At 72.1% G+C, this 16,253-nt stretch carries 16 protein-coding genes; 9 read left to right on the top strand and 7 right to left on the bottom strand.

Annotation, left to right across the window (positions count from 1 at the left end; all coding sequences use genetic code 11):
• Positions 1–22: 22 nt before the first annotated feature.
• Positions 23–652, bottom strand: coding sequence for a class I SAM-dependent methyltransferase (locus tag ACH414_RS31225; protein ID WP_382544350.1), 630 nt, complete (start codon positions 650–652; stop codon positions 23–25).
• A gap of 318 nt (positions 653–970) precedes the next feature.
• On the opposite strand from ACH414_RS31225, the gene ACH414_RS31220 reads away from it, so the two are divergent.
• Complete coding sequence (locus tag ACH414_RS31220) at positions 971–1,360, top strand: hypothetical protein (protein ID WP_382544348.1); 390 nt, start codon at positions 971–973, stop codon at positions 1,358–1,360.
• Here the strand turns inward: ACH414_RS31220 and ACH414_RS31215 are convergent.
• On the bottom strand, positions 1,357–2,067 hold the full coding sequence (locus ACH414_RS31215) for a hypothetical protein (protein WP_398944405.1): 711 nt from the start codon (positions 2,065–2,067) through the stop codon (positions 1,357–1,359). The genes ACH414_RS31220 and ACH414_RS31215 overlap by 4 nt on opposite strands.
• 231 nt (positions 2,068–2,298) lie before the next feature.
• On the opposite strand from ACH414_RS31215, the gene ACH414_RS31210 reads away from it, so the two are divergent.
• Entirely contained in the window at positions 2,299–2,823 is a 525-nt protein-coding gene (locus ACH414_RS31210; protein WP_382544342.1) for a DUF1877 family protein, read from the top strand.
• 83 nt (positions 2,824–2,906) lie between these two features.
• Here the strand turns inward: ACH414_RS31210 and ACH414_RS31205 are convergent, their stop codons facing one another.
• Positions 2,907–3,545, bottom strand: a complete 639-nt coding sequence (locus tag ACH414_RS31205) for an SMI1/KNR4 family protein (protein ID WP_398944403.1) — start codon at positions 3,543–3,545, stop codon at positions 2,907–2,909.
• A gap of 179 nt (positions 3,546–3,724) precedes the next feature.
• Here ACH414_RS31205 and ACH414_RS31200 point away from each other — a divergent pair, with 179 nt between their 5' ends.
• The 4 genes from ACH414_RS31200 to ACH414_RS31185 all read left to right on the top strand — a co-directional run bounded on the left by ACH414_RS31200 (position 3,725) and on the right by ACH414_RS31185 (position 7,768).
• Positions 3,725–4,129, top strand: a complete 405-nt coding sequence (locus ACH414_RS31200) for a type II toxin-antitoxin system PemK/MazF family toxin (protein ID WP_398944401.1) — start codon at positions 3,725–3,727, stop codon at positions 4,127–4,129.
• A 57-nt stretch (positions 4,130–4,186) separates the two neighbouring features.
• Positions 4,187–4,801 carry a TetR/AcrR family transcriptional regulator gene (locus ACH414_RS31195; protein WP_398944399.1) on the top strand — a complete coding sequence of 205 codons (615 nt, stop codon included), beginning with the start codon at positions 4,187–4,189 and terminating at the stop codon, positions 4,799–4,801.
• Between the two features lie 152 nt (positions 4,802–4,953).
• On the top strand, positions 4,954–5,904 hold the full coding sequence (locus tag ACH414_RS31190) for an ADP-ribosylglycohydrolase family protein (protein ID WP_398944397.1): 951 nt from the start codon (positions 4,954–4,956) through the stop codon (positions 5,902–5,904).
• Between the two features lie 217 nt (positions 5,905–6,121).
• The gene (locus ACH414_RS31185; RefSeq protein WP_398944395.1) at positions 6,122–7,768 is read left to right on the top strand and encodes a GDSL-type esterase/lipase family protein; all 1,647 of its coding nucleotides are present in this window, start codon (positions 6,122–6,124) and stop codon (positions 7,766–7,768) included.
• Positions 7,769–7,889: 121 nt separating this feature from the next.
• Here the strand turns inward: ACH414_RS31185 and ACH414_RS31180 are convergent, their stop codons facing one another.
• Together ACH414_RS31180 and ACH414_RS31175 are read right to left on the bottom strand one after the other, a co-directional pair.
• Positions 7,890–8,717: a class I SAM-dependent methyltransferase gene (locus ACH414_RS31180; RefSeq protein WP_382544326.1), complete on the bottom strand. Its 828-nt coding sequence runs from the start codon at positions 8,715–8,717 to the stop codon at positions 7,890–7,892.
• 91 nt (positions 8,718–8,808) lie between these two features.
• On the bottom strand, positions 8,809–10,032 hold the full coding sequence (locus ACH414_RS31175) for a saccharopine dehydrogenase family protein (RefSeq protein WP_398944392.1): 1,224 nt from the start codon (positions 10,030–10,032) through the stop codon (positions 8,809–8,811).
• Positions 10,033–10,162: 130 nt separating this feature from the next.
• Here ACH414_RS31175 and ACH414_RS31170 point away from each other — a divergent pair, with 130 nt between their 5' ends.
• The 3 genes from ACH414_RS31170 (at position 10,163) to ACH414_RS31160 (ending at position 12,878) form a co-directional block, all read left to right on the top strand.
• Positions 10,163–10,906 (top strand): TetR/AcrR family transcriptional regulator, encoded by a 744-nt coding sequence (locus ACH414_RS31170; protein ID WP_386566995.1) that lies wholly within the window; start codon positions 10,163–10,165, stop codon positions 10,904–10,906.
• Between the two features lie 323 nt (positions 10,907–11,229).
• Entirely contained in the window at positions 11,230–11,793 is a 564-nt protein-coding gene (locus ACH414_RS31165) for a rhodanese-like domain-containing protein (RefSeq protein ID WP_386566993.1), read from the top strand.
• 131 nt (positions 11,794–11,924) lie between these two features.
• Positions 11,925–12,878: an immunity 49 family protein gene (locus ACH414_RS31160; protein ID WP_398944390.1), complete on the top strand. Its 954-nt coding sequence runs from the start codon at positions 11,925–11,927 to the stop codon at positions 12,876–12,878.
• A 77-nt stretch (positions 12,879–12,955) separates the two neighbouring features.
• Here ACH414_RS31160 and ACH414_RS31155 read toward each other — a convergent pair whose 3' ends face one another.
• Both ACH414_RS31155 and ACH414_RS31150 read right to left on the bottom strand, forming a co-directional pair.
• Positions 12,956–14,470 (bottom strand): cellulose binding domain-containing protein, encoded by a 1,515-nt coding sequence (locus ACH414_RS31155; protein ID WP_398944388.1) that lies wholly within the window; start codon positions 14,468–14,470, stop codon positions 12,956–12,958.
• Positions 14,467–16,080 carry a beta-N-acetylhexosaminidase gene (locus ACH414_RS31150; protein ID WP_398944386.1) on the bottom strand — a complete coding sequence of 538 codons (1,614 nt, stop codon included), beginning with the start codon at positions 16,078–16,080 and terminating at the stop codon, positions 14,467–14,469. Before ACH414_RS31150 ends, ACH414_RS31155 begins: the two co-directional genes overlap by 4 nt.
• Positions 16,081–16,253: the final 173 nt, after the last annotated feature.

Below are 16,253 nucleotides of genomic sequence, written 5' to 3'. Positions count from 1 at the left end.
ACCCCCTCCCGGACAGCACGCGTCAGGGTCGGCGGGCGAGTATGTGGGCGTCGAGGAAACCGCGTTCGCTCTCCGGATCGTGGAGCAGGCGGGCGACCGTCACGAGCCCGGCGCCGGCGAGCAGATCGGCGAGGCGGTCCGCCGGCCAGCTGTAGGCGGGGGCCACCTTGTGGTCGAAGCGGATCGGCTCGGGTGCGTCGGTGGCGAAGAACGAGACGAGGAGCAGACCTCCGGCCGCCAGGACACGTACCTGTTCGTCGAGGAGCGCGGGCAGTTCCTCGGGCGGGGTGTGGATCATCGAGTAGTGGGCCAGCACGCCGCCGAGAGTGCCGTCCTCGACGGGCAGCTCCTCCATCCGCGCCCGGTCGAACCGCAGCGCGGGGTGGGCTCGCCGGGCGTGGTCGACCATGCCCGGGGAGAGATCGATCCCGAAGGCCTCCAGTCCCAGGTCGTGGAGGAGCGCCGTCAGATGGCCGGGGCCGCACCCGACGTCGGCCACCCGCGGGTTTCCCGTCCCGCGCACCAGCTCGGCGAACGTGCCGATCATGTTCCGGGCGAACGGCCGCGTCTCGAGTCGGTCCGCGAACATCGACGCGTACAGCTCGACCACCCCGTCGTAGGCCGCCTTGGTCAGCTCCTGATGATCCACCACGCCGCGCACGCTACACCTGCCGGGGTGGGTCGGCCGGGGGCGGGCGGGTGGTGAGTGGGGGGCTTGGGGCGGGGGCGTACGGCCGGGGGGGGCACGGGGCCCGGGGTGTGGGGCGGGGGGGTTGGGGCTGGGGGGAGCGTGGGGCCGGGGGCCGGATTGCTTCACGACGTGGTGTCGTGTGCGGCGGGGGTCGTTGCTGCGTGGCGGAAGATGGGGCCCATGCGCGCTCCTTCCGCTCACCCCGAGCCCCGTCCTGTCACTCCAGGCGAGTACCCCCTGTGGGACCGGGCTCTCGCCCTCCTCAACCGGGACCTGGCGGTGACCCTTCCCGAGCGGAAGCCCCTGCTCCTGCTGGCCCTTCCGTCGTACGACGCGGATGAGCCGGAGGACGTCTACGTAGCGATGGCCAACGGCGAGTGGCACGGCAATCGCCTGGCCCCGGACTCGGCGGACGACCTTGCTTCTGCGCTGGCGGCCGTCGCCGATGCCGCGCAGGAGACCGTCACCGAGCTTCTGTGGCAGGCGTGGCCGCTGTGCGCCGAGCACGGCCTGGGCATGCATCCGCGGGACGGGGACGAGCAGCTGTCCTGGTGGTGCGCGGGCGAGCGGTCGAGTGGCGGCCCAGCCCACATCCATGCAGCCGTGGGCGCTCTCGACGCACCTGTCCGCCGGCCTCGCTCCGACGCCAATCGCGCATACCCTCGTTAGGTCGCTGTGGGAATGTGGCGGGCTGCTGCGAGCTTGGCCATCGTCCGGAGTCTCGCGAAGTAGGCGGCGCAGTACTGCGCGTTGATCAGGGGCACGACCTTGTCGAGGTCGGCGATGCACGTCCAGAGGATGGCGATGCCGTGGTCGTCGAGCGCGTCCGTCAGTTCTCTCTGGACGAGGGCGGCGACGTCGGCGTCCAGGAGGATCAGCTCCACGCCCGCCACGTCGACGCCTCGGAAGCCGTCCGGGTACCGGGCGCCGCGGTGCTCCTCCCAAAGACGGGCAAGTGGGTCCTCGGGCTGCTGTGCTTCGCTTGCCGCGGGCTGCGGGCGAAGGAGCAGGCACATCGCCTCGAAGACGGCATGCACCATGGTGATGGCCTCGACGGGGCCGAGGGCGGCGCTTGTCACCGTGCCCTGGGCGAGTCCGTCGCGCAGCGTTCGGCCGCGGTCGAGCTCTGCGGCGAGGTCGGCCGGGATGAGCCCCGCGCCGGCGGCCCGCTCGATGAGGTCCTGGACCGGTGCTTTGGTGGCCAGGCGCTCGGCAAGGACGTGCTCCAGAGCGAGCAGGGAGTGCGTGACGGCAACGGTGGCGAACTCGTAGCGGTAGTAGGAGTACCGGATGAGCTCGCGGGACGTTTCCAGCGCGCTCATGACGTACATCGACGCGTCGCTCGGCAGGGTCAGGTCGGCCAGCAGGGCCGCCATGCCGGCGAAGTCCGGGGCGACGTTTCGGGAGCGCGGGTCCGGTGCTGGCCGAGGTGACGGGGTGGGCAACGGCGGCAGGCTGTTCACCAGCGCAGTGTTGTCGTCCGAGGGGGCGCGGTGCCACGGATTTTCCGGAGTCCTCGTTCGGTCGCGTGCCGCTGCAGTGCCCCGGCGACCCCGCCCACGCTCCTCGGCGGGGAAAGCGGTGGACGGCGTCGGGATACTGCCGTCATGGCCGTCACCTTGCAGCTCGCCCGCGTCACGGCGGAGTATCTCGCCTCCTGCCGACAGTCAGCCGACACGTCGCCGGACGGAGATCACCGCTGGCATCCGCCCGCTGCGGATGTCCTCGACCTGGACTGGGCGCCGTCCCTGCTCCAACGCGTCTGCGAGCTGGGAGACCTCGACGACGTCCATCGCGATGCCCTGGGGCAGGCACTCGACGGTGACACCGCCAACGACGTCGCCTTCCTGAACACGCACCCCCATGGCATCGCCGCCTTCGGGCCAGACCCCACCGCGCTCTCCGCGGCTGAGGTCGTTCGCGTTGCGCAACTGCTCGGGCACATCGACTTTCCGGCCCTCCTGGCCGCGCTGCCGGCAGACGAGGCGGAAGCTGCCTGCTTGATCGGCAACGATGCGGACAAGATCGTGGGCGGCCCGAAGAAGTACCTGCTGCGCCACTTCGACGCCCTGCGCGAGTTCTACCGTGCCGCAGCCCGACGACGGCTTCTCGTCGTGCTCTGGTGGGACTGAGAGCCTGAGACAGTCCGCACCCCGCTGGGTGTGCCGTCCGGCCGATGGGGCAGGACGCCAGGCCGACCGTCCGGACCCGGTGATCAGCCCAGCCCCCATGGCTCGGCACGCCAGCCCTGAAGTTCCTTGTCGAGCCATTCCTCGACGGTCCGCCGCCAAGGGTCCGTGGCATCGCTGTCGGCGACGTCGGCCCAGGTGTCCTGTGCGAGGTCCGGGTCGACGACGAGGCTGTCGAGGTAGCTGTCGAAGTCGTCGGCGACCGTGGTGAGGACGTTCTCCGACAGGTATCCCGGGTGAGGGATTCCGTGGACGAGGGCATGGAGCCGACCGTAGGTGCCGGGATTCAGGTCGAGGAACAGCGTGTCGCCGCCACCGTTCCGGGCGATCGGGAGCAGGCCGACAGGCGAGACCTCACCGCCCAGCCGTCCGACACGGCTGCGGCGGTACTCCCCCAGCAGCGTGCCCCAGTCGTACGCCCCCTGGCCGTCGCGGCCGAGCTGGTGGAGGTCGTCGAAGCTCTGGAGCGGCTCGGGTTCACACGCGGGCACACGTACCGAGTACGGGAGGCTTCCCCCGCCCGCCGCTGCCAGGAAAGAGCGATACGACGGCGGCAAGGGTAGTCCCACCTCCCGTTCGAGCTCGTCGAGTTCGCTCACTTCGAGCGGCCTGAACGGCCCCACGACCAGACGGCCCCTGTACCAGCGCGAAAGCTCCTCGGACATGTCGGGATTCTCGCACCGAGCATCGCCCGGCAGGATCCGGTGGTTCGGTCCGTAGGCAGGCCGGAGCTCCGGGCGTACGTCGACCAGGTGTGCGCGCCTCGCACCCCGACCGGTTCGCCGGAGGGGCCCGACGCGGGGTGTGTACGCTCACCCGCCGGCGTGCACAAGGAGGAGGACCCGTGCGACGTGGCGAAGTCTGGTGGATCGAGTTCGGCGAGCGGCGGCCCGCCGTGGTCCTGTCGGAAGACAGCGCGCCCGGGATCCGGGTGATGCAGGTCGTCGAGCCGTCGGGGGTCGACATCAGCGGCCTGGGCGTCGAAGTGGCCGTGGGTGGCGCGGAGGGACTGCCCTTTGACGGTGTGCTGCGGGTCGCGTTCCCGCAGCCGGGCTTCACCCCTTGCACGTGGCTGACGACGGTGTCCCGCGACGACCTGATCGAACCGGCGGGCGTCCTGCCGGCGGCGAAGCTCAGCGAGATCGAGGCTGCCATCCGCGTGGCCGAAGGTGTGCGGGAGTGGGACCCCGCGACGGCGGCGAAGCTCAGCGGGATGAGGGAAGCCCTCCGTCGGAGCGGGCGGGGATAGGCGGCGGGAGGGGCGGACGTCACACGGTGGCGCAGTCGGATGCTTCCGCGTGCGGGCGTGCCTACCCGCAAGCGACTCACACCCGCCGACCGCCGCGCTCAGCTCCTCGCCGTCGGCGCGCGGCTCTTCGCCGCGCAGACCTACGACGACGTGCTCATGGAACAGGTCGCCGAGCAGGCCGGGGTTTCCCGGGCCCTGCTCTACCGTCACTTCCCCAGCAAGCACGCCCTCTTCGCGGCCGTCTACCAGCAGGCGGCGGACCGGCTCCTCGCCGAGACGCGGCTCGACCCTGACCGGTCCCTGGAGGAGCAGCGCGCCCAGGGGATGGACGTCCATCTCGACTACTTCCTCGCCAACCGCAACGCCGTCCTCGCCGCGAACCGGGTCCTCGCGGGCGACCCGGTGATCCAGACGATCATGACGAACGAACTCGACGCGCTCCGCGCGCGGCTGCTGGCCGTACTCCCCCTCGCCGACGACGACGCCCGCGACGCCGTGTCCGGCGTCCTCAAGAGCTGGCTGGTCTTCGTCCAGGTCCTGTGCGTCGACTGGCTCACGCACGAGACCTGCACCCGGACCCAACTGCGCGACATCTGCGTCGGCGCCGCCCTCGGCGCCCTGCGCCCACTACTCCCCGAGGACACCGCCCCCACCGCGCGGCGGCCCGGATGACCAACCTGGCCGACAGTCAAGGGGGCGGACCCGCGCCCGCTTCAAGGGTCGGCGCTCCTTCACGTCGCTGGTGCGGCCGACGATCCGCTTCGGGGAGCCGAAGCAGGAATAGTCCCTCGCGGCCATCGGCGCGACGCAGATAGCCTGCGCGAATGAAGCGGATCCAGCGTGCCGCCGGCGCGATCGTCGGCTCAGCGGTGGGCGACGCCCTGGGCGGACCCTTCGAGTTCGGCCCCCAGGGAGCGTTCTCCGCACGCTTTCCCGCGCCCGGTGCCGGTGCCGAGATGAGCGGAGGCGGTGGCTGGGACCCCGGCGAGGCCACCGACGACACACAGATGGCCGTCCTGGTCGCGGAGTCCCTGCTGGAGCAGGGCGGGCTGGACCTGCCGGACATCTTCGCCCGCTTCCAGCGATGGGCGGCATCAGGGCCCAAGGACATCGGCTTGCAGACCCAAGACGTCCTGACCAACGGCTTGCCCTGGGACCTCGCCGCCGCGATCCATTTCCAGGTCAACCAGCGAGCAGCGGGAAACGGCTCTCTGATGCGGGCATCGACCTCCGCGGTCCACTTCGCGGCCGCCGGTCAGGAAGCCACCATGGACGCGGCCCGCCGTATCGCTGCCCTCACCCATGGGGACCGCGCCGCCTGGGAAGGGACCGCGATCTTCCACGAGCTCATCCGCGTCGTGTTGGAGGGCACGGACCCCCTCACCGCGGTCCCGGACATCCTGGCTCTTGTCCATCCTGACCACCGCGACCGCTACGCCACAGTCCTCGCGCCCGGCTGGCACCCTGATCAGGCGACCGAGTTCAACGGTGCCGTCTGGCCCTGCCTGGGCTCCTCCGTCTGGGCCCTGCGCACCACCAACAGCTTCGAAGAGGCGATACGGGCGGCGATCGACCTGGGCGGTGACACGGACACCGTCGCCGCCGTAACCGGAGGACTCGCAGGGGCGTACTACGGGCTGGCTGCCATCCCCGCCCACTGGACCAAGCCGCTCCATGTCCCCCTCCCAGGATTCGACGGACGAGTGCTGTACCTGTCGGACCTGCTCCGCCTCGCACAACGTCTCGGAGAGGGGCCGTCGACGAGACGGGCGTGACGAGCCGCACATGTGGCGGCGGGGTCGTCGTCTCGCGCCGGACGACGGCTGATCGTCGCGCCGGGAGCCTGGCCACTTCCCTGCGGGGTAGAGCGGGGCGTCGCCGGTCCCAGGAGAGCCGGGCCGCCGGAAGGCGAGCCGTCGCCTCTTCCGTACCGTGTACGGATCTTGCTCTCACCGCGCCGCGTTCTCGTGGCGCGCCGGACCGGAGAACTCCATGAACCGCCTCACCGCCCTCGCGGCAGCCGCCACTCTGCTCACCGCGGCCGCGACCGCGTCCCCCGACGTCGCGAGCGCCGCGACGGCGAGCACGGACGCCGCCCCGCCCACGGTCCGCGTGCTGCCGCTCGGTGACTCGATCACGTACGGCAGGAACAGCTGCACCGGAAACGGGTACAGAGGGCCCCTGCAGCACATGGCCGCCGCCGGGGGCCGCTTCGGCATCGACTACGTCGGGTCCCAGCAGAACGGGGTCATAGCCGACCCGGCGAACGAAGGGCATCCGGGCTACACGGTCGACCAGATCAGCGACAACGTCGACGGGTGGCTGGCGGCCGCCCGCCCGGACGTGGTGCTGCTGCACATCGGGGTCAACGACCTCAACCAGTACGCCGGCGCATCCGAGACCGCCGACAAGGCGGCGCGGCTGGTGGACCGGATCTTCGCGGACCAGCCCGGTGTCACCGTCATCATGCAGGGGCTCATTCCGACCACCACCGGCATGAACAGCCCGCTCCCGGACATGTCGGCGAAGATCCCGGAGTACAACGCCGCCCTTCAGCGGCTCGAGGCCACCGAGCAACTGGCCGGCCGGCACTTCCGGTACGTCGCCGCCCCCGCGCTCATCCCGTACGGTCAGGGAACCGCCACTCGGCCCGCGGAGATGTCCGACGGGCTGCACCCCAACGACGCCGGTTACGCCCGGCTGGGCGAGAACTTCCTCGCGCCGCTCGACAGGGCCTACAACGACGGCTGGTTCCGTGGCGGGTCTGCTCAGGCCACGCGGGTCGCCGACACGGTGCGTCTGGTGGCCCTGGCACCGGACCGCAGCCTGCACAACGCCGAGGGCGACTACGCGGCGGGCTCGTGGAGCGGCTGGAGCGATCTGGACGCGTCGGGAATCAAGGAGGTGACCAGCGCCGCCACCTTCTCAGTGAACCGGATCTTCGCCGTCGGCCGCGACGGTCAGGTGTACGAGAAGGACGGCGACTACGGCAGCGGGCAGTGGTCGGGATGGTTCCCGCCGAACATCGGGGCCTTGCCCTCGCCGGCGGTCGCCATCTCCGCCTCGTCGCTCAACCACACCGTCCACCTCGTCGCGGTGGGCGCCAACGGGCACCTGTACAACACGGACGGCGACTTCGAAGTCGGCCGCTGGAACGGCTGGACGGACCACGGCGGCAACTTCAAGCGGGTGACCAGCGCCTCCACGACCGACGCCGTCAACCACATCTTCGCCATCGACGGCGACGACCTGGTGCAGGAGATCGACGCCGACTACTGCGCCGGCGCCTGGGGTGGCCGGGCCGCCGCCGGATCCTTCCCGTTCACCGCGCAGGACATCGCGGCGTCCGCCTCCGGTCACACCGTCCACCTGAGTGCCGTGGCGCTGGACGGCAGCTGGTCGAACACCGACGGCGACTTCGACCGCGGCCAGTGGAACGGCTGGTCGAGGATGCCCGGTTCGGGCTTCCGGCGAATCGCCAGTGCCGCCGCGAACAACGTGAACCACGTCTTCGCCGTGGACCGCGACAACCGTCTCCAGGAGATCGACGGCGACTACGACACCGGTCGCTGGAACTCCTGGGCGCAGGCCGCCGGCGGCGCCGACTCCATCGGCGTCACCGCCGCCTTCACCCGCTGAGCCGCCGACGTCAGGACGCGTGCCGGGTCACCTCCGTGACCCGGCACGTGACCTTCGCGGTCACCGGGTCCAGCGACCGCGCCGTGCCGGGTTCCGGCGCCCGACTACGCCTGTGGTCCGGTCAACCGGCCATCGTGGGGCCCGGCCGACTCCCCCGCACTGCCCACGCACGGGCGGTGAACGCGATCGCCCCGTCGGGGCCGGCAGGGGCCGACCGTTCGAGGGTCTCCCGCAGGCGGGCCCGCGTCGTGGGGGTCAGGGAAGCGACGTAGGCCGGGGCCGGGCCTTGGCCGGCCAGGAACGGTTCCCAGAGGTCCGCGAAATCGGGGAAGTCCGTGGTCACCTCGATCGGCGCGACACCCACGTCCGTCAGGCCCGCCCCCGACCACAGCGCGCGCAGCGGGTCCGGACGGCACAGGGGGAAGCGGTCGCCTTCGTCCCGTGCGGAAGCCTCCGGATCGACGGCTGCCGCCGCGTCCCAGAAGCAGCGCAGAAACCCCATGCCCTCGGAGTAGTCCCACACGTACGCGGCGACGGTGCCGCCCGGTCCGACCGCCCGTACCGCTTCCGCCACCCCCGCTGCCGGGTCGGGGAGGAAGTTGAGTGCCAGGCCGCTCACTGCCACGTCGCACGATCGGTCGCGCACCGGCAGCGCCAGCGCGTCACCGACCACGAACCGCATCGGCGCCGGTGGCGGCCCCGCACCGGCCGTACCGGCTGAGCTCACGAAGCCGATGGATCGGTCGACGCCCAGCACGGCCCGCGGTCGGCACCGGGCGGCGACGGCCGCCGTCAAGGCGCCCGTGCCGCACCCCACGTCCAGCCACCGCAGGCCCGGCTCGGCGCCCAGCCACGCCACGAACCCGGCCGCGACCGGACGGCTCCACCGGCCCATGTACCGCTCGTAGGCGTCCCCGGTGGCCCACATGCCGACCTGCTGTTCCTTCATTCCCCCACGATCCCCCGCCGGCCGTCCGTGGGCGACACGGGCCGGCGGTCGATTCCAGCCCCGTCACGCTCCCCCCCCCCTTGCGACCGGGTCACCGCCCCTCGCGCATGCCCCACGGAGACTCGTACGCGGTCAGCAGGTCCAGGAACGGGCGCGGCGGCAGGGCCTCGGGGCCGAGGACGCCCGTGCCCTTCCACGTGCCCGACGCGATCAGTTCCAGGGCGATCACCGGGTTGACGGCCGTCTGCCAGACCACGGCCTGGGAGCCGTACTCGCGCATGGACCACTCGTTGTCGACGACGTGGTAGAGGTAGACCTCGCGTGCGGCGCCGTCCTTCGTCCCCTTGACCCACGTGCCCGCACAGGTCTTGCCCTTCATGCGGGCGCCCAGCGTGGCCGGGTCCGGCAGACACGCGGCCACCACGTCCCGGGGAGAGACCGCGACCGGGCCGTCGGGTCCGGGGACGGTCACCTTCGCGGTGGAGTCCAGGCCCAGCTCGTGGAGGGTCTTCAGCTTGGCGATGAAGTCGTCGCCGAGGCCGTACTTGAACGTCACCCTGCGTGCGCCCACCCAGCGCGGTATGAGCAGCACCTCCTCGTGCTCGACGTTCACGCACTCCACCGGGCCGATGCCGTCGGGGAAGTCGAACACCTCCGGCTCGCTGAACGGGGCCGTGGTGAACCAGCCGCGGTCCTTCTCGTACACCACGGGCGGGTTGAGGCACTCCTCGATCGTGGTCCAGATGCTGAAGGAGGGCGCGAAGTCGTGGCCCTCGACCGTGAGGTTCGAGCCGTCGCGGACGCCGATCTCCTCGATCTCGTCGAAGAGCTCGTCGGCCGCGTACCGGGCGAAGACGTCCGACAGGCCCGGCTCCACCCCCATGCCGACCAGGGCGAGGCGGCCGGCGTGCTCCCAGGCCTCGCTCCGGGCGAACTGCTCGTCGCCGAGCTTCACCCCGCACTGCCCGTACGGGTCGGTCGGGTGCGGCGCGGAGAGGGACATCGCCATGTCGACGTAGTGCGCGCCGGCCGCGAGCGCCGCGTCGAAGAGCGGCATGACGAAGCGCGGGTCGGTCGCGTTCAGCAGCACGTCGCAGCGCTCCTCGCGCAGGACGCGCTGGACGGCCTCCCCGTCGGAGGCGTCCAGGCGCCGGGCGCTGAACCGGTCGCCGCCGTCCTCGACTGCCGCGACGGCCGCCTCGGCCCGGGCCGGGTCGTAGTCGGCGACGACCATGTGGGTCAGGAAGTCACGGCCGGCCGCGATACGGGTGACGGCGGTTCCGACGCCGCCCGCACCCACGAGAAGTACGCGCATGTCACACACCAATCCCTAGAGAAGTCCGGGTGTCGAGCACCCGGGGGCATCTCGATCGAACACGACCCCGGGGATTAAGGTCTACGGCGTTGGCATAAGGACGCGACGGACGCGAAGGGAGGGCGGCTCAATGGCCAAGAAGGTGGTTCCCGAGGCCGAACGGCGCAGGCGGCGGCCGACCCGGCAGGGCACCGTGCTGTCGGAGCAGCTGATCGTGCGGACGGCCCTGCGGATGCTGCGCGAGCACGGGAGCGCCGGTCTGACCGCCCGGCGTCTGGGCAGTGCGCTGGGTGCCGACCCGAGCACCCTCTACCGGTACTTCGCCGGCCTGGACGACCTGACCCGGGCCATCGGCGAGGAGCTGATGGGGCGGGCCTTGGACAGCTGGAAGGGCAGCGGGGAGTGGCGGGCCGATCTGCACGCCCTCGGTCTGGCGATCCACGCCTCCTATCTCGCGCATCCCCAGGCCGCGCTGCTGACCGCCAGCCGGGTCACCGGCCGGCCCCGGGAGATCGAGGTCGACGAGACGATCCTGGGCATCCTCCGCGGCGCGGGCTTCGGCGACGCGGACGCGGTCGGCGTGTACCACGCCTTCATCGACCTGGCTCTGGCCTTCGCGGCGCTGGACGCGGGCGCTCTGGCGATCAAGGACGAGGCCCGGACGGCGGACGAGGAGATGTGGACCTCCACCTACGCCCGGCTCTCCCCCGCCACCCATCCGCACATCGCCGCCACCGCGCCCCTGCTCGCCGACCGGATGAACCAGAGCGCCTACCCGGTCGTGCTGGACACGCTGCTGGAGCGGGCCGAGGCGCGTCTCGCAGCTCTGCAGAGCCGCGGCGGAGGAGGGAAGGGGGCCGCGCGGGGACGGTGACGAGGGGCGGGGTGGCGAAGTGGCCGCCTGCCCGCACGACCGAGATGTGCCGCCGGGGGCCGGGGCCGGGTCCGCGTGCCCGGCTGGGTCCGCGTGGACGAGACCGGGTCCGCGTGGACGAGACCGGGTCCGCGTGCCCCGGCTGGGTCCGCGTGCCCCGGCTGGGTCCGCGTGGCCGGTTTGTTGCCATGGCGTGGCGATCGCATGGCGAATGCTCCCGGTTCCCCGGCGGGTGCCGACGGCGGCCTAGCATCCGGGAGAACGGCCCTGGCGCGGGTGGCGCAGGGCCCTCCCCCCTCGTCTCTGCCAAGGGCAGGTTCCCCATGAGCACCCCCAGCATCGTCGCCGTCGACGAAGTACTCCCCCGACTGGCCGAGTTGCACATCGTCGACGTGCGGACGCCCGGCGAGTTCGCCACCGGGCACCTGCCCGGCGCGGTCAACGTCCCTCTGGCCCGTATCGAGGGCAGCCTGGCCGACCTGCGGCAGGCCTCCGGCAGCGGCTCGCTCCTCCTCGTGTGCGCTTCCGGGACCCGGTCCGGGAAGGCCGTCTCGACGCTCGCCTCCCACGGGGTCGCCGCCGCGAGCCTGGCCGGTGGGACCCAGGGCTGGCGCGCCGCCGGCCATCCGCTGGAGCAGCCGCCCGGCCCGGTGCGGGCCGTCTGGGCGATGGAGCGTCAGGTGCGGTTCACCGCGGGGGCCGTGGTGCTGGTCGGCCTGGTGCTCGGCGTGCTGGTGCACCCGGCGTTCCAGCTGCTGTCGGCGGCGATCGCCGGGGGTCTGGTGTTCTCCGCGGTCACCGACACGTGCGGCATGGCGGTCGTCCTCGGCCTGCTCCCCTTCAACCGGCGCGGTGCGGCCGGGCCCGTCGCCCCCTCCCGCGGGTGACCCTGACGTCCCGCCTCGATCCCGCGGAAGAGGGACCGGGGGTCGGCTGACCTGCGGCCGCGGCGCGGGTGATGTCAGAGGCTCTTGGTAGCGTGCCGCTCCGATACGAACGATCTTGGAAGGTGGCAGGCGTGCGGGACGTGGCGCATCACGAGGTGAGCGAGAAGCGCATGGCCGAGGCGCTCGACGACATCCGGAGGAGGGCCTTCGGCCGCTGGCACAGCATGCGGTACGACTCCTTCCGCCTCGACCGGTTGCGGGAGATGGGTGACGAGCTGCTGGACCACGCCGCCGCCCGTGCGCAGAGCGCGCCCGAGCTCGACGAGGTGTCCCGCCTCGCGCTGCGGACCGCGGCGGAGTGCACCCTGGGGGTGATCAGCCTCGGCTGTTACCCCAACGGCGATCAGGAGATCCGGTTTCCGCTGGTCGGCGAGGAGCTGACGAGCGAGGAGCTCGCCTTCCGGGACGTGGTCGACGAGGCGCCCACGGCGCGCACCTGGCTGGACGCCTTCGCGATCGTCCTGGTCAGCGGACTGGTGTGGGAGTGGCAGCGCGTCACCGGGCTGCTGCTGCGCGACGACTACGCACCCGCCGTCCGGGACGGCGTGCCGTACTCGGCACTGTCGTCGACGTCGACCCCGGCCGACCTGGCGGCCATGGACGCACTGTGCGGGTATCTGGCCGAGTCGCGGGGGCATCTCCCCCGCGACTGGCCGACCGTCCCCCTGCGCAAGCCCGGCCACGAGGAGCGCGCCGAGGCGGCCGTGCGGCTGGACTCCGCCGGCGGACTGTCGCCGGACCAGCGGCTGCTGCGGGTCCTGCTCGACGACGACCAGGCCGCCTTCGAGCGGGCGCTGGTGACCCGGCTCGTGGCCCACCGGGAGTCCGTGGACGCGGACCCCGCCCCGCGGACGCTGCTGCCTCTGGAGACACTCGCCCTGACGGCCCTGGCCGTCCAGGTGCACGGCTGGGAGCTGGACGTCCGCTCCGGCTACCTGCCCCTCGGCGTCGTGGGCCGACCCGACGCGCTCCAGCGGGCCGCGGACTCCGAGCGGAACGAGCTCGGCCTCTGGCACGCCCGGTAGGGGTGGTGCGTTCGGCGCCGGCGCGGCCGTGTCCGCGACGGCGCCGGAGGGGCCGGCGCCCGGCGTGACCGCTGCGTCTAGGAGGCCGGGACCTCGTCGACGAAGGCCGTGCCGGCGCTGCGCAGGGACGCGATCTTCGCGGCGACCTGGGCCGGCGTGAGGACCTGGTCCTTGACGTGGAGGACGTAGTCGACCTGCTGGTCGTAGGCGCGCGGGGTGGTCGACGTCTGCCCGTTGAGGTCGATCAGCCACTGGTTGAAGTTGATGGACATGGGCCGTTCGGGCAGGTAGGCGGCGTCGTGGGTGCCGAAGACGGCGCCGTCGATGTAGTAGGTGATCTTGCTGTTGTCGATGGTCACCACGAGGTCGTGCCAGCCGGTGAAGCTCTGTCGGCTCTCGCTGTGCTGGTTCACCGCCTGCCACGGGTCGGGGTTGTAGGTCTCCCAGGAGGTCGTGTAGAGGATGTTCGCGGGCTCTCCCCAGCCGCCGTTCGGCAGGTACTCGAAGTCGTACTCGGCGTAGTCGTCGGCCATGGGGGCCTTGAGGTCGTTGATGGTGAAGAAGGTCTGGACGATGTGGTCGCCGTCGGGTCCGGACCTGGGCGCGTCCGAGAACTTCACGCGGGCCGCGTAGGTGCCGTTCTTGAACTTCGTCGCCTTGGTGAGGATTTCGGTGTGCGTCGTCGTCGATCCCGTGCCCGCGCTGGACGTCTCCAGGTTCATCACCGTGTTGCCGCTCTGGTTGACGAAGGTGACCTTGGAGGGGTCCCAGGTGGCGCCCGGCACGCCGGGGCCGCCGGAGTTGGAACGCACGCTCCAGCCGTGGTTCGACAGGGCCGGGTCGGCGTGCGAGGTGTACGAGAAGTCGTCGAACAGGGTCTGGCCTCCGCCGGTCGGCGGCTCGGTGGGCGTCGGCGGGTCCGTCGGGGTCGGCGGGTCGGTCGGCGTGTTCCCGGCGGGTGCGGTGCCCCACACGTTGGTGCCGGCCAGCTGCGCGGTGACCTTGGTCCAGTCCGCGTAGGCGGTCTGGGTGCCGCTGAAGGAGTAGTCGTCGCTCTGGTTCAGGGGCTGCCAGGTGGACTGGTAGAAGCGCAGCTGCATGTCGCCGGTGTCGGCGCCGGGGGCCAGCGAGCCGGCCGCGGGGGTGAAGCCGATCTCCAGGTAGCGGTCGGCCGTGGCGGTCGGGTTGGCGAGCGTACCGAAGGTACCGGTGAGGACGGAGCAGCCCTTGACCGCCCAGGAGCAGGCGAAACGGTACGTGGCGGTCGGGGAGTCGGCCTTGAAGTAGTAGCGGATCTTGACCTGGCTCAGCTGTACGGTGGTGGTCCCGGTGTTGCGCAGCTTGAGCCAGGGCTCGGTCTGGTCGGCGGTGGCACCGGAGGCGCTCGTGCGGTACTGGACGGCCAGGCCGTCACCCGTGGCCGCGGTTGCGGCGGTGGACGCGGTCGTGGACGCCGAAGCGGTGGCCAGGGGCAGGGTCGCCAGGGCCGCGCTGCCCACCAGGGCGGTCAGGGCGAGGGCGGCGCGGGCGCTGAGGCCGGTGTGACCGGTGCGGCTGGTACTCCGGGTGCTCGGGGTGCTCGGGGTGCTCATCCGACGGTTCCTTTCGTGCGCTCCCGCGGTGCGCGGGAGAGGTCGTGGGGGTGTGCGGGGTGCGGCGGGAGCACGTCGTGCGGGACGCCGAGCGCGGTCAGTCGCGCCCGATGTCCGTCCAGCCGGGTCCGGAAGTCCCGCCAGTCGTCGGTGGAGTCCCACGCCCGCTCGGCGAGAGCGCACAGGCGGGGGTAGGTGAGGTACTCGATGTGCTCGGGCGTCCGGACGAATTCGGTCCACAGCTGCCCCTGGGTGCCCAGGACCCTCGCCGCGAGCGGCGGCTCGTCGGCCGGCGGGAGCAGATCCACGCCGTACACCGTGCGCACGTCGAGAACGTGGCCCGGCTGGGCGGGCGGCTCCAGGCGGCCTGAGCCGCGTGCGTAGTCGAAGTAGGTCGAGCGGTGGTCCGCGTGGATGACGTCGTGTCCCCGGCGTGCGGCCGCCCAGGCGTGCTGCGGGGTACGCCAGCTCATGACCGTGCAGGTCAGGGGCAGCGTGGCGCCGTCCTCGGCCCAGGCGACGGGGCGCCGGCCGGCACGTACGACGTGGTCGGCCATCTGCGCCATGAACCATCCGTGCAGCTCCCGCGGGCCGGACAGCCCTTCCTGGGCGGCACGGGCGAGGGCGGCCGGGCTGGCCTCCCATTCCTGCGTGGGGACCTCGTCGCCTCCGATGTGGATGTACGGGGCGGGAAAGAGGTCCGTCACCTCGTCCAGGACCGTGCGGAAGAAGTCGAGGACGTGGTCGCCGACGCCGAGCACGTTCGGGCAGACGCCCCACCGCGTCCACACGTCGAGGCGCGTCCCCGGGTGGTTGCCGAGCTCGGGGTGGGCGGCGAGCGCGGCACGGACGTGCCCGGGCACCCCGACCTCCGGGACCACCGTCACGCCGCGGGCACCCGCGTAGGCGACGAGCCCGGCGAGTTCGGCGCGGGTGTACGCGCCGCCGTGCGGGCGCCCGTCGAAGCGATCGCTGCCGGCGGGTCCGATCGGGGACTGCGTCCGCCTGCCGCCGATCTCGGTGAGTCGGGGGTAGGCGCTGACCGGCATCCGCCACCCCTGGTCGTCGGTGAGGTGCAGGTGGAGGACGTTCAGCTTGTGCAGGGCGAGGAGGTCGACGAAGCGCCGCAGGTAGGACACGGGCTGGAAATGCCGGGCCACGTCGAGCAGCATGCCGCGCCAGGGGTGCGCGGGAGCGTCCGTGATCTCCACGCCCGGGAGGGCGAGGAACTGCGCGGGCCGCGCCGACAGCGCGTCGTACGGCAGGAGCTGACGGATCGTCTGGACGCCCCGCAGCAGCCCGGTCGGGTGGGCGGCGCGGAGGAGGACTCCGCCGGGCGTGACGGTCAGCCCGTACCCCTCCTCGCCGAGGCCGGCCAGGGTGGGGTCGACGGCCAGGACGAAGGCCCCGTCCTCGGCGTGCTCCAGGCGGAGGCCCGTGGTGGGGGTGAGGTACGTGCGCAGGAGGTCGGCCGCGCCTTCCGCTCCCGGTGCGACCCGCAGCCGCGTCGTGGCATCGAGGCGGAAGCCGCCGGGACGCGAGGAGAGGCTGCTCGGTCGGGGCACGAGGGCGAGTTCGGGGCGCGGGGGCGGGGTTGTGCGGTGGGGCACGTCCACGGGGCTTTGACTCCCGGTTTCTCGGCATCCAGCATTCGGCGTTCGGCGTTCGGCGTTCGGCGTTCGGCGTTCGGCGTTCGGCGTTCGGCAGGGCGTTGCACGGGCGGTGGTGGAGGCGCTCCGGCTCGCCCTTGAGTCCGGGAACCAGAGACAACTCGACCTGACCA

The organism is Streptomyces sp. NPDC020422 (assembly GCF_044386705.1).
Classification (GTDB): Bacteria; Actinomycetota; Actinomycetes; order Streptomycetales; family Streptomycetaceae; genus Streptomyces.
Note: the sequence above shows the minus strand (reverse complement) of the source record. Positions and strands in the feature narration are given on the sequence as shown.